We start from the raw sequence: 20,774 nt of genomic DNA on the forward strand, positions 1-20,774 counted from the left end.
CCCTGCTCTCTGTTTATCTTTTTCGATAGATTAAGAAATAACTCGTTAGTGCGCCCACAGCTCCACCGATGAGCATGCCAACGATATAACCAAATATGGAATTATCTGAAGAAAAACCAAACCATCCAAACCCTAGAACACCGAAGACAATGACCATAATCTGAATAGGTCTATCCATACTTGAGTAAAGGAAGAAGCGGCCATTTCTTTCAATTGGATGTTTTATAAAGCTAAACAAACCAATTAGGTAAAATATGACCATCATGACAAGTGGAATGATGAATGCTTCACCATTAAACCAATGCTGATATTCTTGTTGAAAAATGTCATTTGTAATATAAGTAATTGGTGAAATAGGCGATATCAAATAATTGAGGCTCGTATCTATCCACCTCTCACTTGTTCTAAAGATAAAATCTAAATGAACAATCGGAAGTCCAATTAACAAAAATGGTAGAATGGACGTACTGAATCCAACGATTGCTTGGGATATAGCACTTCCTGTTAATGTACCTGCTGCAAAAAATAAAGTGTAGATCATCAAAGCTGACAACAGTGCATAAAAATAACGACTGTTGAACTCAGGTGTTTCTATTGGATGAAGGCCTAATTTGAGTAAATAAATGATAAGATATGAGACAACATGAACGCCTGCGATGATGCCAGCACCTAAGAAAAACTTGGTATGAAAGATAGCACTTCTGCTAAATGGCAAGGATAATGTAAAGTCCATCTGCCCTTTATTTCTCTCAAACCCTAGCTGAATCACAGCAAAAAATATTCCCATTAACCATGAAAGTGAGAGAAATGCATCCTTCTTAAACATATAAGTGAATGTTGTTGAATCCATTATACAGTCTGAATTTTTCAAACAATCTTGAAAGGTTGAGTAATCCATTAAGAGGGATAATGGTGTCGCAAACATCGCAACAAGCATCACTAAAATGAATGTCAGCTCAGATTGCTTCCACTCCTTATATAATAATTGCCGCTTTACCATCTGCGTTTCCCTCCAAACTTCGCAATGAATACTTCTTCTAAATTCACAGGCAGTTCATGCCATACTTTTGGCTTCAGTGACTTCAAGTACTCTTTAGCTTCTTCGTCGGTTTTTAGAACAAGCGCTGTATAGAAAACGCCCGCTTGATCCAAAATCGCAACACCATTTTTTCGAATACTTAAGTTCATATCTTCTTCAAAAGCCATTTGGATTTTGACATAGTCATTCTTTAATTCATCTAAATCCATGACACTTGTGAGCTGATTTCCTTCTAAAAACCCGATTCGATTACACATACGCTCAATGTCCTCTAAGCGGTGAGATGTAATTAAAATCGTTGTTTGTCGTTCTGCCACCTCGTCAATCATCAGCTGAAGAACGTCATTTCTTGTGACGGCATCAATACCATCAGTCGGCTCATCTAATAAAATGACCGCTGGTTTGATGGCAAAGCTTAAAATTAATGACAGCTGTTTCTTTAACCCTGTCGACAATTCACGATACTTCACTTTTTCCGGAATTTCATAGCGGTTCACAAGCTCATTGGCATAGGTCACGTCAAACTTTGGATAAATATGCTTTAACAGCTGGACAAGCTGTCCGTAATTGTATCTGTCAAAGTAAGGATTCACGACTGGCATGAATACAATATTTTGCTTTACTAAAGGGTGGTCTTTCACTAGCACATCTTTAAAATAAATCTCTCCTTCATCTGGAAGAAGAATTTGCTGAATCAATCTGAGAAGTGTTGTTTTCCCAGAGCCATTCCGGCCAAGCAGACCGAAGATCTCACCTTCGCCTATTTTGAAGGAAACGTCGCTGAGTACTTCGCGTCCATTTAATTTCTTCGATACATTTCTGACCTCAATCAACTTGTTTTCCTCCTTTTAGACTTGAGCCGATCTCTTCTAGCCATTCCTTGAGCTGATGAATATCAATACCAGCATAATGAGCTTCTATGATGAGTTGTCTTAACTGTTCTTTCATCTCGAGCACCTTCCCTTCATTCAGCTTTAACTGAGCACCTTCTGTTACATACGTACCGCGGCCCCGCAGAGTTTCAATAATGCCTTCCCGCTCAAGCTCTTTATACGCTTTGCTGACGGTGTTTGGGTTGGCAATAATAATGGTGGCGAGCTCTCTGACAGAGGGCAGTTTGTCACCTGGCTTCATCACGCCTTTTAAACATAAAATTTTGAGCTGCTCAATGATTTGTTCATATATTGGCGCAGCGCTTCTTGGATCTATTTGGATCATGATGGCTCCCTCTTTCCTCATTCATGCTTTTGCAGTCCTATCGCTTGTTCATGTCCTTGCATTAAAGGAAACGAATCGGGTATCAAATCTTTTTGAACTTCAAAACCAATGAAAACGAGAACGAAAAAAAATGTACATGCTATCGCAACAGCCAGCACCATCCACTTCAAATTGATTGATTTTTTTTCTTTTTTCATGGTTGAACACCTTTCTTCACTTTTTAAGTGTCTGTAGTGTATTAGTTGATGTAGTACACTTAATACAATATAGACACCCAGTATAAAAGTCAATCACTTATTAAAAAAATAAAAAACAGACCCTTAAAAGAAGGATCTGTTCATCATTCATTATCGTAGGAAATCCCTAAAATCATTTGGTTTTGCAAGCTCTGAATTTGAACACGCGCCCTGTCTAACCGTTCTCTTTGCTGGTCATTGGCGACATCTTTTAATTTTTCTAATTCGTTGACCGTACTCTCAAGCATGAGCTGTGCTTTTGAAAACTCTTCCTCATTATAATGTTCCTGACGTGAGCTCAAATCAAATTGTTCATTTGCAAACTCAAGGGTTTCCGTACTTTTTTGGATAAATTCATCGATCGACTGCCTTGTTGCCATCTTACATTCCCTCCATTTCATCATCGCTCCCGCCTATTTTGCCCATGTAAAGCTTTTTCACTAAAGAAAATGTTGGACAGATTCAATTGTCCTCCTTCTTGATTTTTGTTAAACTTTAAGGATGCCTATTATTATGCAAGGAGGTTACTGACTTGGATCAGCATAACCCTTTTTTATATTCAAACAGCGAAAAACGTTATCACACATGGAATTATCATTTGCGTGAACACTTTGGTCATAAAGTATTTAAAGTTGCCTTAGACGGCGGCTTTGACTGTCCAAACCGTGATGGTACTGTAGCCCACGGCGGCTGTACATTTTGCAGTGCCGCTGGATCTGGTGATTTTGCAGGAAACCGGGCTGATGATCTCATCACTCAATTTAACGAAATCAAAGACCGGATGCATACAAAATGGAAAGATGGAAAATACATGGCGTATTTTCAGGCGTATACAAACACACACGCGCCGCTCCCTGTCCTAAAAGAAAAATATGAAACCGTCATGAATCTGGATGGTGTCGTAGGTCTATCCATTGCAACAAGACCTGACTGTCTGCCGGATGACGTAGTGGAGTATTTAGCCGAATTAAACGAACGCACTTACCTATGGGTAGAGCTTGGTCTTCAAACGGTACACGAACGGACAGCTATGCTCATTAACCGTGCTCATGATTATGAATGCTACGTTGAAGGTGTAGAAAAACTGAGAAAACACGGAATTCGTGTCTGCTCACATATCATCAATGGATTGCCTCTTGAAAACCGAGACATGATGATGGAAACAGCAAAAGCTGTTGCGGATTTAGATGTGCAGGGAATTAAAATTCATTTGCTTCACCTTTTAAAAGGGACTCCAATGGTCAAGCAATATGAAAAAGGAAAGCTTGAGTTTTTAAGCCAGGAGGAATATGTTCAGCTTGTTTGTGATCAGCTGGAGATTCTGCCGCCAGAAATGATTATTCACCGTATTACAGGCGACGGCCCAATTGAATTAATGGTTGGTCCAATGTGGAGTGTAAATAAGTGGGAAGTACTCAATGCCATTAATACTGAGCTCGAAAGACGTAACAGCTACCAAGGGAAACGTTTCGTTAGATTGGAAGAAGCAGCCAAATGATTTTGAAACGCATGCTTCCTTTTAGTAAAGAGCTGTTAGAACGCGCTTGTCAAAAAGGCGACATCGTTATAGATGCAACAATGGGCAACGGCCACGATACACTCTATTTAGCTGACCTTGTAGGAACTGATGGACAAGTGTTTGCATTCGACGTGCAAGAGGAAGCCTTGCAGCAGACAAGCAAAAGGCTTGGCGATCAATATCCTTACGTTCACCTCATCCATGATGGGCATGAAAAACTGTCGGATCATCTTCCGAAGAATGCTTATGGACAAATATCCGGTGCAGTGTTTAACCTTGGGTATCTGCCCGGAGGCGATAAAGCCGTCACCACTCAGGCTCATACAACCATTGAAGCCATCAAGCAGCTCCTCGAATGGCTCAAACCCGGAGGTCTGATCGTCCTTGTGATCTACCACGGACATCCCGAAGGAAAAAGAGAAAAAGAAGTGCTTCTCGACTATTGCAGATCACTGCCTCATGAAGAGGTACAAGTTTTATCATATCAATACATGAATATTCAAAACGACCCGCCGTTTGTGGTCGCCATTGAAAAAAAGCTAAAATGATGTGCATTTTAGCTTTTTTTCTTCTTTTCAGCGTGATAGAAAACCTTTGCAGTCTAGGAACGGGCAAGCACCGGAACGGAGCGAATTTGACATTCGTGAGTACCGGCGCGCAGACCTGACACCGAATGCGAGGGTTTGTCTACACGCTGAAGCTCAAATCCTAATGGATTTGAGCTTTTTTATGATGATTTCATCCAAGGCATTTTCTGATAGGTCCGATAGGCTCTTCCGTTAATATAGAAAAAGAACGATGTTTTCCCGCTTGATTTGATCAGCCGCTTTGCCAGCTTGTTCATCTCTTTTTGGGCTGTCACTTTTTCATCGGACAAATAGACCGCCAGTAATCCTCTGTTAATCAATTTGTGAAAGTTTTCATGCGGAATACCTTTCAGCTGCTCATCCGCTTTTTCGATAAAATGCTGAAGTCTATCCATCATCTCATGATGAGAATCATAGTATGAGCAAAAGTTCAGATCTCCCCCAAGCCGATCCTCTTCTTGGTCTATTAAATAATCGAGTAAAATGTGCAGACCTTGAATATAAGGGAAATAGCTTTCGTAAATTTGCTTCGCCTGCTTTTCTGTAAAATCAGGCTGCAGCGCATACGCCACAAGACAGAATATCCCTAGCGTTGATCCCGCACAAGCTGAAAACTCATACCATTCCATCTTCGGCAAATCCTTTTCATATTGACGGAACCACGACTCTAATCTTGGCACACGTTCATGAGGAACGACATGCTTATGTACTTGCAGGTCACTATAGTAATCACACAGCGTGTGTAAATATGGCTGAATGATCGGATAATGCCGAACGCGCATAAGCACGTTTTGACATGTGCGGACAAGCGCATGTAAATATCCATGATCCTCTTGATCATCACGGAATTGATAGTATGGCTTGAGCTCAGCATGAATATCAAGCGCATCTCTCATCGCTTGATGCAGCATATGGAAATCCTTTGGATCAAGCGACGTGCTGCGGTCACATAGGTTATCTAAGTAATCACTAATGGTTTGATACGCCACAATGAATTCAATACACGTTTCTTTCTCTTCACCTGCTAAAAGAGATAAAATGCCTCCGCCTTCACAGTGAAACGTTTTACTCGATATGCTCGCTAGTGCCTGCGTTCTCAGTTCTTCATTTTCAATCATTTCGGCATGAGCCCGCCACTTTTTCAGCTCCTGATGAACAAGCGGAAAAATATCTTTATACACCTTTGTCATCAGTGCAAAAGGACGCTCTGGTACTGACAAATCACTCCACCCCCAACTTAAAGCTCACAATCAAATATATTGATCTGTAAAGGCTCTTGCCGCCTTAAACACATCTTCTCTTTCTGGTTCATTAAAAATTTCGTGATACAGCTCTTCCCATTCACGGTATGATTTATTGGTTGATTCTATGCCATTGAACCATTTAATCACCCTCGTTTTATCGACGATCTTATCATCTCCCGCCTGCATTAAAAGGAGCGGGATCGATTTAAAGACATTCGTCGGCTGCATCGCCGCATCGATATTTTTGATCAGCTCTCGATACCAGCGAACCGACACCTTTGTCACGTAAAGAGAATCATTTGAGTCTGCCTCAATGACCGCCTGATTTCGTGTCGCTAGTTCAATCGACAGACCTGACTCCACTTTAAAAGACGGTGCCAGCACATTTAGACCTTTTGACGCAAAATCCATCAGCTTCTTCGGTTTAAATTGCAGACCTAAACAAGGTGATGATAAAATAAGGCCATTCAACTTCGTATGGGTATACTGCTTCATCCACTCAATTGAAATGAGTCCACCCATACTGTGTCCAAGTAAAAAAGTAGGAAGTCTGAATGATTTCGCATGTTCGATCCATTCATCGACTGTATCAATGTATTCTTGAAACGAACGAATGTGGCCTCGCGCACGTGTTGATGTGCCTTGTCCAGGCAAGTCACCCATGACGACGTGATAGCCTGCATTCCGCCACATTTCAATCAGCCATTTATATCGGCCGTGATATTCACTCGCACCATGTACAATGACAATTGTACCAACTGGTCTTTCAGCATGCCAAGTCCACAAAGTAAACACCTCACAAATGTTGTATTAAGAAAGGAAGTCGAAAAAGTGATTTATCCATATCATCAGTTTACACCTGAGATTCATGAATCGGTCTTTGTCGCAGATAACGCCACCATTACCGGTGATGTCACAATCGGAGAATATTCGAGCGTGTGGTTTCAAACCGTCATCAGAGGCGATGTTGCACCTGTGAGAATTGGAAAGAACGTCAACATTCAAGATTTATCGTGCCTGCATCAAAGTCCTGGAAAAACACTTCTTATTGAAGATGGTGCTACTATTGGACACCAAGTCACATTACATAGCTCAATCATTCGAAAAAATGCCCTCATTGGCATGGGGTCTATTATTCTCGATGGTGCGGAGATTGGCGAAGGCGCCTTTATCGGTGCAGGAAGTCTTGTCCCTCAAGGAAAGGTCATCCCAAAAGGATCACTCGCTTTTGGCCGTCCAGCCAAAGTCGTTCGGCTGTTAACAGATGAAGATATCCAAGACATGGACCGAATCCGCAGAGAATATGTAGAAAAAGGACAATACTATCGTTCCCTTTTATCTCGTTAACATCATACGTGTATCTTCACTTTATCATGTTTTTTTCAGGATATTAAGCAATAACTATGAACCGCTTGTTATTTTACCCTTTTCCACCCCTTTCTATCATGACAAAAAAGGTTTTCAGCACAAAGCTGAAAACCTTTTTTCATTAACTGAAGATGACTTCTTTCGGTTGATGATTCAATTGCTCTGGATCAATACTGCGCTCGACATAAATGCTGTGCCAAATCATAAAGATCAGAACGGTCCAAATCTTACGGCTATGATCTGCTTTACCAGCACAATGTTCATTTAATAAATCAAGCACATACGCTTTGTTAATATATTCGTCAGTTTGACTGTTTTTAATGATGTCTTTCGCCCAAGCGTTCATCTCATTTTTCAGCCAATGACGAATTGGAACAGGGAAGCCCAGCTTCTTGCGGTTTAACACATGGTCAGGCACAATGCCTTCTGCTGCTTTACGCAATAAATATTTCGTTGTGCCATCTTTTGTTTTCAGCTCTTCTGGAATTTTAGAAGCCGCTTCAAATACGACCTTATCAAGGAAAGGAACACGAAGCTCAAGAGAATTCGCCATTGTCATCTTATCTGCTTTCAGTAAGATGTCCCCGCGCATCCACGTATGAATATCAACATATTGCATTTTGTTAATATCACTGTAGCCTGCACTTTCCTCGAAGTATGTCTTCGTCACATCACGATACGTAATGTTCGGATCATACTGCTTTAAGAGGTTTTTCTTTACTGGCTCTTCAAAGATTTTCGCATTACCGATATAACGCTCCTCTAATGGTGTACAGCCGCGGACGATAAAGCTTTTTCCTTTCATTCCTTCTGGCATTAAGCGCGCCAGACGAAGAAGAAGCTTTTTCAGCATAGATGGTACAGATTCAAATGGTTTAAGAGAAAGCGGCTCACGGTAAATATTATATCCACCGAACAGCTCGTCTGCTCCCTCACCAGAAAGAACAACCGTCACTTGTTTCTTCGCTTCCTTTGCCACGAAGTACAATGGAATCGCCGCCGGATCAGCTAAAGGATCATCTAAATGCCAAACAATTTTCGGAAGCTCATTCATATATTCCTCAGGAGAAATCACCGCGCTGAAGTTTTGTAAGCCCAGCTTATCAGCCGTTTCCTTCGCTACATCAACTTCACTAAAGCCATCCTGCTGGAAGCCAACAGAAAACGTCTTCAGCTCAGGATGAAATTCCTTTGCGACAGATACGATGAAAGAAGAATCGATACCACCTGATAGGAATGAACCAACAGGTACATCACTTCTCATATGAATTTTCACAGAATCATAGATTGCATCGCGGACTTCTTCAATCAGCTTTTGTTCTTGTGTTTGCTCAGGCTTGAATTGAACCTTCCAGTAAGTCTTAAATTCAATCTCCTGTCCTGGGCGTAAAGTAAACTGATGACCTGGCTCTACTTTGTGCACCTTTTGATCAAGTGTATTTGGCTCAGGTACGAACTGGAATGACATATATTGCTGTAAGGATGTCTCATCAAATAAAATGTTCTCGTTCACTGCCATCAAGCTTTTGCGTTCAGACGCAAAGTACACTTGCTCATCCATTTGTGTAAAATAAAGCGGTTTGATGCCAAAAGGATCTCTTGCGCCATATAATAATTGCGCTTCTTTATCCCAAATTAAAAATGCAAACATGCCGCGAAGCTTTGAAGCCGCTTCTTCTTTATAATGACGGTATGTGGCAAGAAGTACTTCCGTATCAGAATCTGTGCTGAACGTATAGCCTTTTTTCACAAGCTCTTCCTTCAGCTCCACATAGTTATAAATTTCTCCGTTGAAAATAATCCAATACTTTTCATCTTCATAAGAAAGCGGCTGCTTTCCGTGCTCAACATCTATAATACTTAAACGTCTAAATCCAAATCCTACATGCTCATCATGAAAGTAACCCTCATCATCCGGACCACGATGAACGATGAGACGATTCATTTGTTTAATTAGCTCTTCCTGTTCAGTAGTTTCGGACAATGGACGGTGATTAAATACACCAACAAACCCACACATATTATTGCCTCCACGTTATGTTATTTCTTAAAAGTAGACCTATAATTAGACAGTATTTTGTCCGATTTTGTTTCACATTTTTTCGCTTTTTGCAGATTTTTTTTTAATCAAAAGGAAAACCGCTTAAAATAAGCGGTTTTTTATGTTGTTATTGTCCCAATGCTTCTTTGCGAAGTGTATCGGCTTTATCCGTTTTTTCCCACGGAAGATCTAAGTCGTGACGGCCGAAATGCCCGTATGCAGCTGTTTGTTTGTAGATCGGACGGCGCAGGTCAAGCATTTTAATAATGCCAGCTGGACGAAGATCAAAGTTTGCACGAACCACTTCAATTAATTTTTCTTCTGAAGCTTTTCCTGTTCCGAATGTATCAATTGAAATCGATACAGGCTGTGCAACACCAATTGCATAAGCAAGCTGTACTTCACAAGAATCTGCAAGGCCGGCAGCTACGATGTTTTTCGCTACGTAACGTGCAGCGTATGCCGCAGAACGGTCAACCTTCGTTGCATCCTTACCTGAGAAAGCACCGCCGCCATGACGAGCGTACCCGCCATACGTATCAACGATGATTTTACGTCCAGTTAAACCAGCATCCCCTTGAGGTCCACCGATCACGAAACGGCCAGTTGGGTTAATAAAGTATTTTGTCTGTTCATCAATCAGTTCACTTGGAACGACAGGACTGATGACATGCTCTTTTAAGTCACTTTGAATTTGTTCAAGCGTCACTTCTGGTGCATGTTGCGTAGAAATAACCACTGTGTCAATACGAACTGGTTTGTTTTGCTCATCATATTCAACTGTGACTTGTGTTTTTCCGTCTGGACGAAGGTATGCAAGTGTTTCATTCTTGCGTACTTCTGTTAAACGGCGAGATAATTTATGCGCTAGTGAAATTGGCAGCGGCATGAGCTCTTCGGTTTCGTTGTTAGCAAAACCAAACATCAATCCTTGGTCACCTGCACCAATCGCATCAATTTCTTCTTCAGTCATTGTTCCTTCACGTGCTTCAAGCGCTTTGTCTACACCTTGCGCAATATCAGCAGACTGTTCATCAATTGATGTAAGTACCGCACATGTTTCCGCATCAAAACCATATTTCGCACGTGTGTAGCCAATTTCCTTAATTGTGTCACGCACCGTCTTTGGAATATCGACATAAGTAGACGTTGTAATTTCACCGCTTACTAATACGAGACCGGTTGTAACAGAAGTTTCACAGGCAACACGTGCATTTGGATCTTTCTTTAAAATTTCATCCAAAATGCTGTCTGAAATTTGATCACAGATTTTATCCGGATGTCCTTCTGTCACTGATTCTGAAGTAAATAAACGACGATTTTGACTCATAATGGCTATTTCCTCCTGTACAAGACCACATCATCCCAAGATGAGGCCTCCAATATGATACGGAACTCGTTCCCTCTTATATTTGAAAACGTTTATATTAGAGATGTTATTGGCAATTTGTTCATATGATATCCCAAAAATAAAAAAACCATTTCCTTCATTGCGAGGAAAGGGTCTGAGATCGCATGCCTTTCACTCTTATCGCTCAAGGTGTTCTTGTACCTTGCATCAGGTTAGCACCTTGGTTTCTCAGCATTTTCATGCCTTTTTCATAAGAAACCGGTTGCTGGGCTTCATCGGGCCTGTCCCTCCACCAACTCGGGATAAGAGTATCCGTTCAATAAGATATCTTATCTTAAACCCTTGCGTCATGTCAATGCTTCATAAGAATTATCTCCCTCTTTTTTCTCCTCACCATTAGCATCACCAAAAAGCATATTTTCATAGCAGAAATGAAAAAACACACACAAAAATTTTTAAATAGTATAGACTATTATTATTAATGTGTTATACTAATCGAAACAAACAAATTCAACGGTAAAGGAAGGGTTTTTTTATGAACTCAGTGGATTTAAAAGAAGATTTGCAGTCATTGCTCTCATTAGAAAATACGCACCAAAATTTATCTGTTCCGAAACTTGTTGAAAAGATTTTGGCACGTAATGAAGGCGTTTTAACATCAACTGGAGCTGTCCGCGCCACAACTGGAGCCTATACAGGACGTTCGCCTAAAGATAAATTTATCGTCAAAGAAGAAAGCTCTGAACATAAAATCGATTGGGGTCAAGTCAACCAGCCGATCTCCAAAGAAGCATTTGACCGTTTATATACAAAGGTTGTGTCATACTTAAAAGAACGTGATGAACTATTCGTCTTTGAAGGGTTTGCAGGCGCTGATGAAAGATATCGTATGCCGATTACAGTTGTAAACGAATTCGCATGGCACAATCTTTTTGCCAAGCAGCTATTTATCAGACCTGACGGGTCAACACCTTCTTCAAACGAAAAACCTTTCACCATCTTATCTGCACCGCACTTTAAAGCAGATCCTGCAACAGATGGCACAAACTCTGAAACGTTTATCATCGTTTCTTTTGAAAAACGCACGATTCTTATCGGTGGAACAGAATATGCAGGAGAAATGAAAAAGTCCATTTTCTCTGTGATGAACTACCTGCTTCCTGAGCAAGACATTTTATCCATGCACTGCTCAGCAAACGTAGGTCAAGAAGGCGATGTAGCCTTATTCTTCGGGCTTTCAGGTACTGGGAAAACGACGCTTTCTGCAAGCGCAAGCCGCAAGCTGATCGGAGACGATGAGCACGGCTGGTCTGGCACAGGGGTCTTCAATATCGAGGGCGGATGCTATGCGAAATGTGTGAACTTAAGTGAAGAAAAAGAACCTCAGATCTACAAAGCGATCAGCTTCGGATCAGTTCTTGAGAACGTTGTGCTTGATGAAGAAACACGTGAAGCGGATTACGATGATACTTTCTTTACTGAAAATACACGCGCTGCTTACCCAATCGAAATGATTGATAACATCGTGAAACCAAGTATCGCAGGACATCCATCTGCCATTGTCTTCTTAACAGCTGATGCGTTTGGCGTCTTACCTCCAATCAGCCGTTTAACAAAAGAGCAGGCAATGTACCATTTCTTGAGCGGGTACACAAGTAAATTAGCTGGAACTGAGCGCGGTGTCACATCACCAGAAACGACATTCTCTACTTGCTTCGGTTCACCATTCCTTCCGCTTCCAGCTCACGTCTATGCTGAAATGCTTGGCAAAAAGATTGATGAGCACGGTGCAAAAGTATTCCTTGTGAATACAGGCTGGACTGGCGGAGGCTACGGTACAGGCAAACGAATGAATCTCGCTCATACAAGAGCAATGGTGCAGGCAGCAATCGAAGGTGACCTTGACAATGCCGAGATGATTACTGATGACATCTTTGGCTTACACATCCCGCTTCATATTCCTGGTGTACCAGATGAAGTGCTTCAACCTGCTAAAACATGGGAGGACCAAGAGGCTTATCAAGAAAAAGCACACTTCCTTGCCAATGAATTTAAAAAGAACTTCCAAAAATTCAGCCACGCGGCAAGTGACATTGAAGCCAAAGGCGGTCCACTCGTATAACCAAATGAAAAAAGCTGAGGAGAATAAAATTCCTCAGCTTTTTTAGTTTGTTGAATGCAATGACACAAGACGGTACGTCACCTTCGTGACATTGTCTGTCAGCTCCAGTTTTTCAACATGTGCTGTCCCTGTTTTTTCTCCGTCTTTCGTTTTGCGCACCTCAAGTGGAATATTTAATGGATAAATGCGGTATCCATCCTTCATGAGTTCAAATACATTTTCTTCAATTCTTGTCTCTTTTCCCTTTGTTACAATCATTGTATTAAATTCAACAGGCATTCCCATAATGAAAATCCCCCTACTTTCTATATTTCGTTATACTGCTTATTTTACCACATTTCCGCTTTTTCGGCTGTGCATCCATGTGGTCAGCCTTCTCACAATTTCTCGATTATGCTGCGGCGGGAAATAGTGGTTGTATCCATGGAAATACCATGTCTCCACGGACTTTCCGTGCTGGCGCAGCGCATCTTCTAACAAATACGCATGCTCAATCGATACATTTTGATCCTCTTCTCCGTGGATGATAAGGACAGGTGCTTCAATTTTGTCCACATCATTTAAAGGGGTTCTGTTCTCATATGCCTCTGGCACCTTATGCGGCGGACCGCCAATCACACGCTTCATCATCCGTCTCATATCCACACGCTCTTCATAAGTCAGTTTCATGTCACTGACGCCTCCCCATGTGACAAAGGAAGCTGCCTCCTGTTTCATTTCAACAGCGGTCCAGATGCCCATAATACCGCCTCGCGAAAAACCAAAGATATGAATGCGGTCCTTCTTCACTTTTTTGTGCTGTTTTAACAGCTGAAAGGCAGCGAACGCATCTTTTCGATCTTCTCCGGCAAAATCTTCGTTCCCTTCGCCTCCTTGGTTTCCCCGGTAAAAGGGAGCAAAGACGACAAAGCCCTGCGCGGCAAATTGCACAATCCGGCCAGGTCTGACCATCCCCACATTTTTAATGCCGCCTCGTAAATACAAAAAGCCGTCGTAGAAACCTTCCCCGGCTGGTTCAGCGAGCAGGCCTTTCATCCGAAGTCCATCTGCCTCATAGGTCACTGTATATAAGTGAATATGCGGATGGGGCGACGGAAACCTTCTTTTTTCCACAATCACTTGATTTCTCTCCTTTTCATCTTTGATTACGTCCATTGCTTCAGTATCGCTTCTGCGACAAGCTGGCCTGATTTTGTCACCATCGGCGTGCCGCCGCCTGGATGACTTGTTCCACCAACAAACCAAAGTCCTTCAATATCCTTTGACTGATTATTGATGCGAAAGAATGCCTGTTTGAACGAGTTTGAAGACATGCCATAAATGGCTCCACGATATGCCCCCGTTTTCTGCTGCAGATCGAGCGGGGTTTGAACCGCTTCATATTCGATAAGCTCATCCAAATTAAAAAGACCTTTTTCCATTAATTTGTTTTTTACATGCTGACGATATGTCTCCTTTAGCATGTCCCAATCTTGCTCTTTTGTCACATAAGGTGCATTGGCCAGTACAAACAGGTTGCTTCTTCCCGGTCCTCCGCTTAAAGCTGGTTCTGAATGGCCTGAATAGCATATGTATAGCGCCGGGTCTTGAGGCAATTGTTTTTTCTGAAAAATATCCTTGAATTCTTGCTCATAATCCTCAGGGAAAAACACATTGTGATGGACCAGCTGTTCATAGACTTTAGGTACCCCTAATAAGAGAGCAAAGCCCGACAACGACGGTTCAATGCCAGACAGTTTTTGATTTAAAAAACGAGGACGGTCTTTTTCATCTATGAGATGACGGTATACAGTCAGCGCATCTGCTCCTGCAATGACTTGATCTACCTCATACATCTGCTGATCCGTCTCTACTCCTTTGATGCGCCGATCCTTCACATGAATCTTGTTCACTTGTTCATTGAGGTAAATCTGAACGCCTAATTCTTTTGCCAGCGTCTCAAATGCCTCAACTAAACGATATGTACCGCCCTGTATTCCATAAATCCCTTTCTCTCCTTCTAAATACGCCATCATATTAAAAATAGCCGGCGCCTCGTAGGGAGAAGAGCCAATATAAGTGGCATACCGTCCAAACATCGCCAATGTATGGGGATGACGGAAATATTGACGCAGCAGGCGCTGAACCGATGTGAATGGTTTGACAGCAAGAAGTGCTTTCATCAGCTTTACATCCGCCTTATCCTTCCAGCTCAATAACAAACGATTTAAAAACTGCTCCTCTGCCTTTTGAAAAAGCGTCTTTGATTCCTGTAAAAATGCGCGGTATTGCTTCGCATCTTCAGGACTGAATGCAGCAATTTGTGATTCCATTAGCTCAATATTCGGCGTAAACTCGACCGTATGTCCATCTGGAAAAATATTTTTGGTCAGCGGAGAAATCGGATAAAAGGTCACATAATCCTCCATCCGTCTATGACAGGATGTAAACACTTCTTCAAAATAGGCCTTCATTGTAATGGTGCTCGGTCCTAAATCAAAAGAGTAGCCTGCCTCGTGATGGCGCTGCAATTTCCCCCCTAAAGCCGCTTCTTTTTCTAAAATGGTGACCTGAACCCCGCGTGACTGTAGACGGATCGCGGCTGATAATCCGCCAAGTCCACCGCCGATGATGATCACTTTTTTCATTCGTACCTTCTCCCTTTCCATTCATACCCTTCTTTTTTCAGACCGATTTTCATAGAAGCAAAGCCAATGGCGATCAGGCTTAAAATACTGACCGGCAATAAAAAAGCCATCGCAGATGTCCGCCCATTTTCAGTATCTATTGCCGCTTTAATCGACACACCCAGCCCATAGCAAAGAATGGCTAAGCATATGCTCAAAACATTCAGCTGAAACAATGCGATCATGAAACAAATGACAGGAACCAAATAAAGGAGGGTGTATAAACAAAAGACACTGCTTAATAAAGCAATGCTTCGATTCACACCTGGGAATAAATTTTTCCGGTAACCTTCCCAAACCTCTTGTCCACTTTCATACATTCTCATATACACAAATGGATGAATGCTTGCAAGTGTGAACGGAAAGCCTTTTTCCTTCACCCTTCTAGCCAAAGCCATATCATCAACGAGTGAATCCTTGATCGCTTCATGCCCGCCAATGTCGTGATAACAATTCTTTTCAATGGCAATAAAACCGCCATGTGCTGCGGCAAAAGCGGGGTTCTTAGATTTTCTTACCCATTTCACTGGCAGATGACAGCCAATGGTAAACATCATCATAGGAACGACAAGATGCTCAAAAAATGTACCTGTTTTTTGTTCTGGAAAACCTGACAGCATGCCCGTTTTTTGTATACATAACTGCTTGTATACTGATTCAACTGCCCCTCTTTTTAACCGGACATCCGCATCTAAAAATAGCAGCCAGTCAGAAGCTGCTGCCTCAGCGAGCTGAGAGCAGGCATATGATTTACCAAGCCAGCCCCGCTTTAATGGCTGACCTGACTGGACACGGATCCACGGGTATTTTTCTGCGAACCGCTCCACCATCGCTCTTGTCTGATCTGTCGAATGGTCATCAAGGACGATGAGCTCTTTCGGATAAAAGCGTTGATCAACGATCGACTGAAGACAGGCTTCTATTCGTTTTTCCTCATTTCTCGCTGGAATCAGAATTGATAATGAAATAGGTTCACCCGGCGAAAAGGGTGCTGGCTTTAAAACAGGAAGCTGCTTCATATTCCATATGGTGAAAATAAACTGACAGAGCAAGAGTACACTGATTACGGTTAAGAAGACCGCCATGTTTTCACCCACTTTTTAAAGGAATCAAACGCATCACTTGTTGACTGACTTGTCCTCGTCATCTGTCTAAATTCTTGATTAGTTGTAAAATCAGGATCTGCGATGACCTGTGCTTGATGTGCGTTTAGCTGCGTTTCAAGCAGATCTCTAAGCAGATGCGTCACGTCCTTGCTTCGTAGTTCTCCGCCAGATACTAAGTTATCTTCACCAAACACAGCAGATACTGTCGGCTTTTGAAATTGATTAAATGTATAATGCAAGGTCACAGGCTTCACCACAACTTGCTCAAATTGTCTCACTAAAAATGAAGCCCCGCCCTCCAATTCAAGCGGCCGCATATCCTGATGCATGATTTTCCCCTGTGGAAAAAGCCATACAGCCCCGCCAGCCTGCATGTTCTCTTTTGCCGTCATTAATGCTTGCTTCACACTTTTCAGATTCTCTTTCTGAACCGGAAAGGCACCAAGCTTTCGGAAAAAGGCATATTGCTTCAGCTGTTTCTCCTCCATCATCATATAGTGATCGAGCCCAGATGCTTTTTCTGTTAAAAGAAAGATGATCAGTCCATCCCACCATGAGCTATGATTGGCGAGATAAAGAACAGGCAGCTTCTCGTTTGGGTCCACAGTGCCTTTCATCATCACAGAGCGGAAATGTTTATGAAGTAAATACCGCTCAAGATAAAGAGAAAATATACGTCTAAACGATCGGCTTTTGTCGCTTTCTTTCAAATTGAACCCTTCCTTCACACAAAATAACAATGATCAGTGCTAAATAAAAAATGACATCGAGCCCGCCCTTTAATGCCAGCACACCAAAAAAGAACACCATTGCCTGATAAATACGGCTCGTCCAGCTCAGAGCCTTTTGATCAATCTGAACAAGCGGGAAGAGAAAGGAAAGTCCTGCTCCAATCATACCCCAGCTCACAAAATTCTCAAAAGGAATACCATAAAAACCACCGCCGTCATACCACACCCAAAATTTCCGTTCAGCCGCTACTGGGTCTAATATGAGGTCAAGCAAGACAATCCATATCCCCGTTTCGACAGCTCGTTTCCATTTCGACTGCTGATTGGATAAAAAAAGACTGTTTAAAAACACACCAACCCATGCAAAAGCAATGGTTAAAGGCACCCCTGCCACTAGAAAACCTAACGTCGGATAATAGTCATAGGCCCCGAAAGGAAAACCGGTTGTGATCCCTATCCATTCAACCGTAAATGTCAGCACCCCGACAATAGCTGTCCTTTTGATCACAAACCCCCATGAACCATAAATATTTCGCCCAATTTCTATCACACAGCAGGCATACAGCACAAGGAAAATGCCATTTGCAAACTGAAGCCATGCTGGCACTTCAAAAGAGACCATTAATATGAGTCCTACTAAATACCATCCAAGAAATACCCAACTCACTCTATACACGAAACCGCCCCTTTATTTCTGCCAAATTCAAGAAAGTATTCATGCTTCTAGTATAGAAAAAAAGACACGTTCTATAAATAAACAATGCGCTTCTTATTTTCATCTAGGCACTCACCAAAAATCCCTTTTGACATACTTTAATTAGTGATCTAGAACAAAGGAGGCGAATTACTCTTGAATCGTTCCATCAAAGTCAGACTGGCATTCATCGTCGTTGTCCTGCTCTTTATTCCATTTGTCGCCTGTAAAAAAGAACAAGAGCAGACCGTACAAGTAGCCGAGGTGACCCATTCGGTTTTTTATGCTCCGCTATATGTTGCCTTATCTGAGGATTTCTTCAAAGAAGAAGGGCTAGAGGTTGAATTAAAAACGACTTGGGGCGGTGATAAAACGATGACAGCTCTCTTATCCGGCGGTGCAGATATCGCCCTGACCGGATCTGAATCCTCTATCTATGTAGAGGCTCAAGACACAAAAGACTCTGTCATCAACTTTGCACAGCTGACACAAACAGACGGTACATTTCTTGTTTCAAGGGAGAAAGTGAGCGAATTCTCTTGGGATCAATTAAAAGGAAAAGACTTTCTTGGACAGCGGAAAGGCGGCATGCCGCAAATGGTCGGTGAATATGTCCTGAAAAAGGAAGGCATTGATGTAAAAAAGGATCTCCGCATGATTCAAAATATTGATTTTGCCAACATTTCAGGTGCTTTCTCCTCTGGAACTGGCGATTTTGTGCAGTTATTCGAACCGACAGCATCCTTAATTGAAAAAGAAGGCAAAGGGTACATTACCGCCTCCTTTGGAGAGGCTTCCGGAAAGGTGCCGTATACCACCTTCATGGCAAAGAAGAGTTACTTAGAGGAAAACAAGGAAACAGCTGAAGCCTTCACTCGCGCCATTTATAAAGCGCAGAAATGGGTAGAAGCCAAGCAGCCGGAAGAGATTGCCAAAACCATTCAATCTCATTTTCCTGACACAGAACTTGATGTTTTATCAACTGCCATTAAACGCTACAAACAGCAGGACTCCTACGCAACAGATCCCCTTCTGAATGAAGAGGAATGGAACAAATTGCAGGAAATCATGAAGGAGAGCGATGAATTGCCGAAATTTATCCCGTACAAACAACTTGTCAATTCATCCATTGCAAAGAAGGTCACAGAACACAAATAGAATAGGAGGTAGCACATGTCTTTCCTTCAAATTGACCATGTGACCCACACGTACTTCTCTTTAAAAGAAAAAACAACGGCCATACAGCACATCAATATGGAGATAGACCAAGGAGAATTTATCTCATTTATTGGTCCCAGCGGCTGCGGAAAAACCACCCTGCTGTCTATCATTGCAGGAATAACGCCGCCCTCTGAAGGCCGAATTTTAATCGAAGGAAAAGAACCGAATCAAAAGGAGCATCAAATCGGCTACATGCTCCAGCAAGATTATTTGTTTCCTTGGAAAACCATCAAGGAAAATATCATTCTCGGGTTAAAAATTACCAAGCAAGATTCACATGAAGCCACCTCCGCCGCTCTTGGCTTACTGCCTAAGCTTGGCCTTCATGATGTAGAGGAAAAATACCCGAAGGAGCTGTCAGGCGGTATGAGGCAGCGTGCGGCTCTCGCCCGAACGCTTGCAGTGAATCCCGGTCTGCTTTTACTAGATGAACCCTTTTCAGCTCTAGACTATCAAACCAAACTCACTTTAGAGGATCTCGTCTTTCATACACTCAAAAACTATCAAAAAACAGCGGTCCTTGTGACACATGACATTGGCGAAGCCATTGCGATGAGTGACCGCATTTTCTTATTCTCTAAGCATCCTGGCTCAATCAAGAGAATTTTTACCGTTCCAGATGAACTGAGGACTCTTTCTCCTTTCGATGCAAGACAGACCCAGAGTTTCCAAGAGCTCTTTCAAACGATTTGGAAGGAGCTGAAAACAGTTGAAACACAGTGATCTTTTACATGAAGCCTATCGCAAAAAATACCGAATGGAAAAACGCATGACCCGAATCTATCAGTTCATTATTTTCGCCAGCTTCTTTTCGCTTTGGGAGCTTGCCAGTCATTTTCGTCTTATCGATCCACTGATATTTAGTTCACCATCAGCAGTCTGCCAATTGTTTGTACAAAAAATATCCGATGGATCTTTAATGAATCATATGAGTATTACATTATTTGAAACGGTGCTCGGATTTCTACTTGGTACCTTTTGCGGCATTTTGCTCGCTGCCGCCTTATGGTGGTCCACCCGCCTGGCAAACGTTCTTGATCCTTATTTAGTCATTTTAAATGCCATGCCAAAAGTTGCCCTCGCCCCGATTTTAATTGTTGCCCTTGGACCTGGCATGATCAGCATCGTTGCCATGGGCGCAATCATTAGTGTGATCATTACGACGATCGTCATATATACAGCCTTTCAAGAGGTCGATGAGAATTATTTAAAGGTGATGAAAACCTTTGGTGCGAAAAAAAGCGTCGTCTTTCGCGAGGTCATTTTGCCAGCTAGTATTCCAACAATGATTTCTGCCATCAAGGTCAATGTCGGCCTTTCTTGGGTTGGGGTTATTGTAGGGGAATTTCTTGTTTCCTCAAAAGGGCTCGGCTACATGATCATTTACGGCTTTCAAGTCTTCAACTTTACACTCGTGTTCTTAAGTCTTTTCATTATTGCCGTGTTTGCGACCATCATGTACCAGCTTGTGGAATGGCTCGAACGCCGTTTTCTTCAAAAATAAAAAAGCACAGGGATTGTCGCGGGACTGACCCCATAAGATGAGACAAATAAAAAACACCTTCAAGTTTGAAAACGGATCGTTGTGATCCGAAATAAAACATGGAGGTGTTTTTTCTATGGGGACAAGC

General features: G+C 42.1%; 22 protein-coding genes and 1 riboswitch. Of the genes, 7 read left to right on the top strand and 15 right to left on the bottom strand.

Features of this window, described 5'->3' with window-relative positions:
• Positions 1-13: 13 nt before the first annotated feature.
• The 5 genes from ASE42_RS16860 to ASE42_RS16880 form a co-directional block, all read right to left on the bottom strand.
• Positions 14-1,000: an ABC transporter permease subunit gene (locus tag ASE42_RS16860; RefSeq protein ID WP_056768310.1), complete on the bottom strand. Its 987-nt coding sequence runs from the start codon at positions 998-1,000 to the stop codon at positions 14-16.
• Positions 994-1,872: an ATP-binding cassette domain-containing protein gene (locus ASE42_RS16865; RefSeq protein WP_024426211.1), complete on the bottom strand. Its 879-nt coding sequence runs from the start codon at positions 1,870-1,872 to the stop codon at positions 994-996. Before ASE42_RS16865 ends, ASE42_RS16860 begins: the two co-directional genes overlap by 7 nt.
• Positions 1,865-2,257, bottom strand: coding sequence for a GntR family transcriptional regulator (locus tag ASE42_RS16870; RefSeq protein ID WP_019743690.1), 393 nt, complete (start codon positions 2,255-2,257; stop codon positions 1,865-1,867). Before ASE42_RS16870 ends, ASE42_RS16865 begins: the two co-directional genes overlap by 8 nt.
• A 17-nt stretch (positions 2,258-2,274) precedes the next feature.
• The gene (locus ASE42_RS16875) at positions 2,275-2,454 is read right to left on the bottom strand and encodes a hypothetical protein (protein ID WP_041107353.1); all 180 of its coding nucleotides are present in this window, start codon (positions 2,452-2,454) and stop codon (positions 2,275-2,277) included.
• Positions 2,455-2,597: 143 nt separating this feature from the next.
• Positions 2,598-2,873, bottom strand: coding sequence for a YtzC family protein (locus tag ASE42_RS16880; protein ID WP_056768312.1), 276 nt, complete (start codon positions 2,871-2,873; stop codon positions 2,598-2,600).
• Between the two features lie 152 nt (positions 2,874-3,025).
• Between ASE42_RS16880 and ASE42_RS16885 the strand changes: the two genes are divergently transcribed.
• Complete coding sequence (locus ASE42_RS16885; RefSeq protein WP_056768313.1) at positions 3,026-3,991, top strand: TIGR01212 family radical SAM protein; 966 nt, start codon at positions 3,026-3,028, stop codon at positions 3,989-3,991.
• Positions 3,988-4,560: a tRNA (mnm(5)s(2)U34)-methyltransferase gene (locus tag ASE42_RS16890; protein ID WP_056768314.1), complete on the top strand. Its 573-nt coding sequence runs from the start codon at positions 3,988-3,990 to the stop codon at positions 4,558-4,560. The genes ASE42_RS16885 and ASE42_RS16890 overlap by 4 nt, the downstream gene beginning before the upstream one ends.
• A 179-nt stretch (positions 4,561-4,739) precedes the next feature.
• On the opposite strand, the gene ASE42_RS16895 is transcribed toward ASE42_RS16890, so the two are convergent.
• Entirely contained in the window at positions 4,740-5,819 is a 1,080-nt protein-coding gene (locus tag ASE42_RS16895) for a tetraprenyl-beta-curcumene synthase family protein (protein ID WP_041107357.1), read from the bottom strand.
• A gap of 30 nt (positions 5,820-5,849) precedes the next feature.
• Positions 5,850-6,629 (bottom strand): alpha/beta hydrolase, encoded by a 780-nt coding sequence (locus ASE42_RS16900; RefSeq protein ID WP_024424906.1) that lies wholly within the window; start codon positions 6,627-6,629, stop codon positions 5,850-5,852.
• Positions 6,630-6,674: 45 nt separating this feature from the next.
• Between ASE42_RS16900 and ASE42_RS16905 the strand changes: the two genes are divergently transcribed.
• Entirely contained in the window at positions 6,675-7,190 is a 516-nt protein-coding gene (locus tag ASE42_RS16905; RefSeq protein ID WP_024426216.1) for a gamma carbonic anhydrase family protein, read from the top strand.
• Between the two features lie 142 nt (positions 7,191-7,332).
• Here the strand turns inward: ASE42_RS16905 and asnB are convergent, their stop codons facing one another.
• On the bottom strand, positions 7,333-9,231 hold the full coding sequence (gene asnB, locus ASE42_RS16910; protein WP_024426217.1) for an asparagine synthase (glutamine-hydrolyzing): 1,899 nt from the start codon (positions 9,229-9,231) through the stop codon (positions 7,333-7,335).
• Between the two features lie 148 nt (positions 9,232-9,379).
• Positions 9,380-10,582 carry a methionine adenosyltransferase gene (gene metK, locus ASE42_RS16915; protein ID WP_024424909.1) on the bottom strand — a complete coding sequence of 401 codons (1,203 nt, stop codon included), beginning with the start codon at positions 10,580-10,582 and terminating at the stop codon, positions 9,380-9,382.
• A gap of 195 nt (positions 10,583-10,777) precedes the next feature.
• A riboswitch (SAM riboswitch) is annotated at positions 10,778-10,912 on the bottom strand.
• A gap of 226 nt (positions 10,913-11,138) precedes the next feature.
• Here metK and pckA point away from each other — a divergent pair.
• On the top strand, positions 11,139-12,725 hold the full coding sequence (gene pckA / locus ASE42_RS16920) for a phosphoenolpyruvate carboxykinase (ATP) (RefSeq protein WP_056768315.1): 1,587 nt from the start codon (positions 11,139-11,141) through the stop codon (positions 12,723-12,725).
• Positions 12,726-12,767: 42 nt separating this feature from the next.
• Here the strand turns inward: pckA and ASE42_RS16925 are convergent, their stop codons facing one another.
• The 6 genes from ASE42_RS16925 to ASE42_RS16950 are packed head-to-tail and all read right to left on the bottom strand — an operon-like array spanning position 12,768 to position 17,904.
• Positions 12,768-13,010, bottom strand: coding sequence for a DUF2584 domain-containing protein (locus ASE42_RS16925; protein ID WP_025092385.1), 243 nt, complete (start codon positions 13,008-13,010; stop codon positions 12,768-12,770).
• A gap of 39 nt (positions 13,011-13,049) precedes the next feature.
• Positions 13,050-13,844 carry an alpha/beta hydrolase family protein gene (locus ASE42_RS16930; RefSeq protein ID WP_041107366.1) on the bottom strand — a complete coding sequence of 265 codons (795 nt, stop codon included), beginning with the start codon at positions 13,842-13,844 and terminating at the stop codon, positions 13,050-13,052.
• 26 nt (positions 13,845-13,870) lie between these two features.
• A complete protein-coding gene (locus ASE42_RS16935) occupies positions 13,871-15,352 on the bottom strand; it encodes a phytoene desaturase family protein (protein WP_056768316.1) in 1,482 nt (493 codons plus the stop codon).
• On the bottom strand, positions 15,349-16,476 hold the full coding sequence (locus ASE42_RS16940; protein WP_056768319.1) for a glycosyltransferase: 1,128 nt from the start codon (positions 16,474-16,476) through the stop codon (positions 15,349-15,351). The genes ASE42_RS16935 and ASE42_RS16940 overlap by 4 nt, the downstream gene beginning before the upstream one ends.
• Positions 16,461-17,207 (bottom strand): lysophospholipid acyltransferase family protein, encoded by a 747-nt coding sequence (locus tag ASE42_RS16945; protein ID WP_056768323.1) that lies wholly within the window; start codon positions 17,205-17,207, stop codon positions 16,461-16,463. Before ASE42_RS16945 ends, ASE42_RS16940 begins: the two co-directional genes overlap by 16 nt.
• Positions 17,176-17,904, bottom strand: coding sequence for a carotenoid biosynthesis protein (locus ASE42_RS16950; RefSeq protein ID WP_056768325.1), 729 nt, complete (start codon positions 17,902-17,904; stop codon positions 17,176-17,178). The genes ASE42_RS16945 and ASE42_RS16950 overlap by 32 nt, the downstream gene beginning before the upstream one ends.
• Positions 17,905-18,078: 174 nt before the next feature.
• On the opposite strand from ASE42_RS16950, the gene ASE42_RS16955 reads away from it, so the two are divergent.
• The 3 genes from ASE42_RS16955 to ASE42_RS16965 are packed head-to-tail and all read left to right on the top strand — an operon-like array spanning position 18,079 to position 20,647.
• Positions 18,079-19,080 (top strand): ABC transporter substrate-binding protein, encoded by a 1,002-nt coding sequence (locus tag ASE42_RS16955; RefSeq protein WP_024426224.1) that lies wholly within the window; start codon positions 18,079-18,081, stop codon positions 19,078-19,080.
• A 15-nt stretch (positions 19,081-19,095) separates the two neighbouring features.
• Positions 19,096-19,866 (top strand): ABC transporter ATP-binding protein, encoded by a 771-nt coding sequence (locus ASE42_RS16960; protein ID WP_024426225.1) that lies wholly within the window; start codon positions 19,096-19,098, stop codon positions 19,864-19,866.
• Between the two features lie 34 nt (positions 19,867-19,900).
• Positions 19,901-20,647, top strand: coding sequence for an ABC transporter permease (locus tag ASE42_RS16965; protein WP_370880888.1), 747 nt, complete (start codon positions 19,901-19,903; stop codon positions 20,645-20,647).
• Positions 20,648-20,774 lie beyond the last annotated feature (127 nt).

Origin of the sequence: Bacillus sp. Root920 (assembly GCF_001429445.1) — a bacterium.
GTDB lineage: Bacteria > Bacillota > Bacilli > Bacillales > Bacillaceae > Bacillus > Bacillus safensis.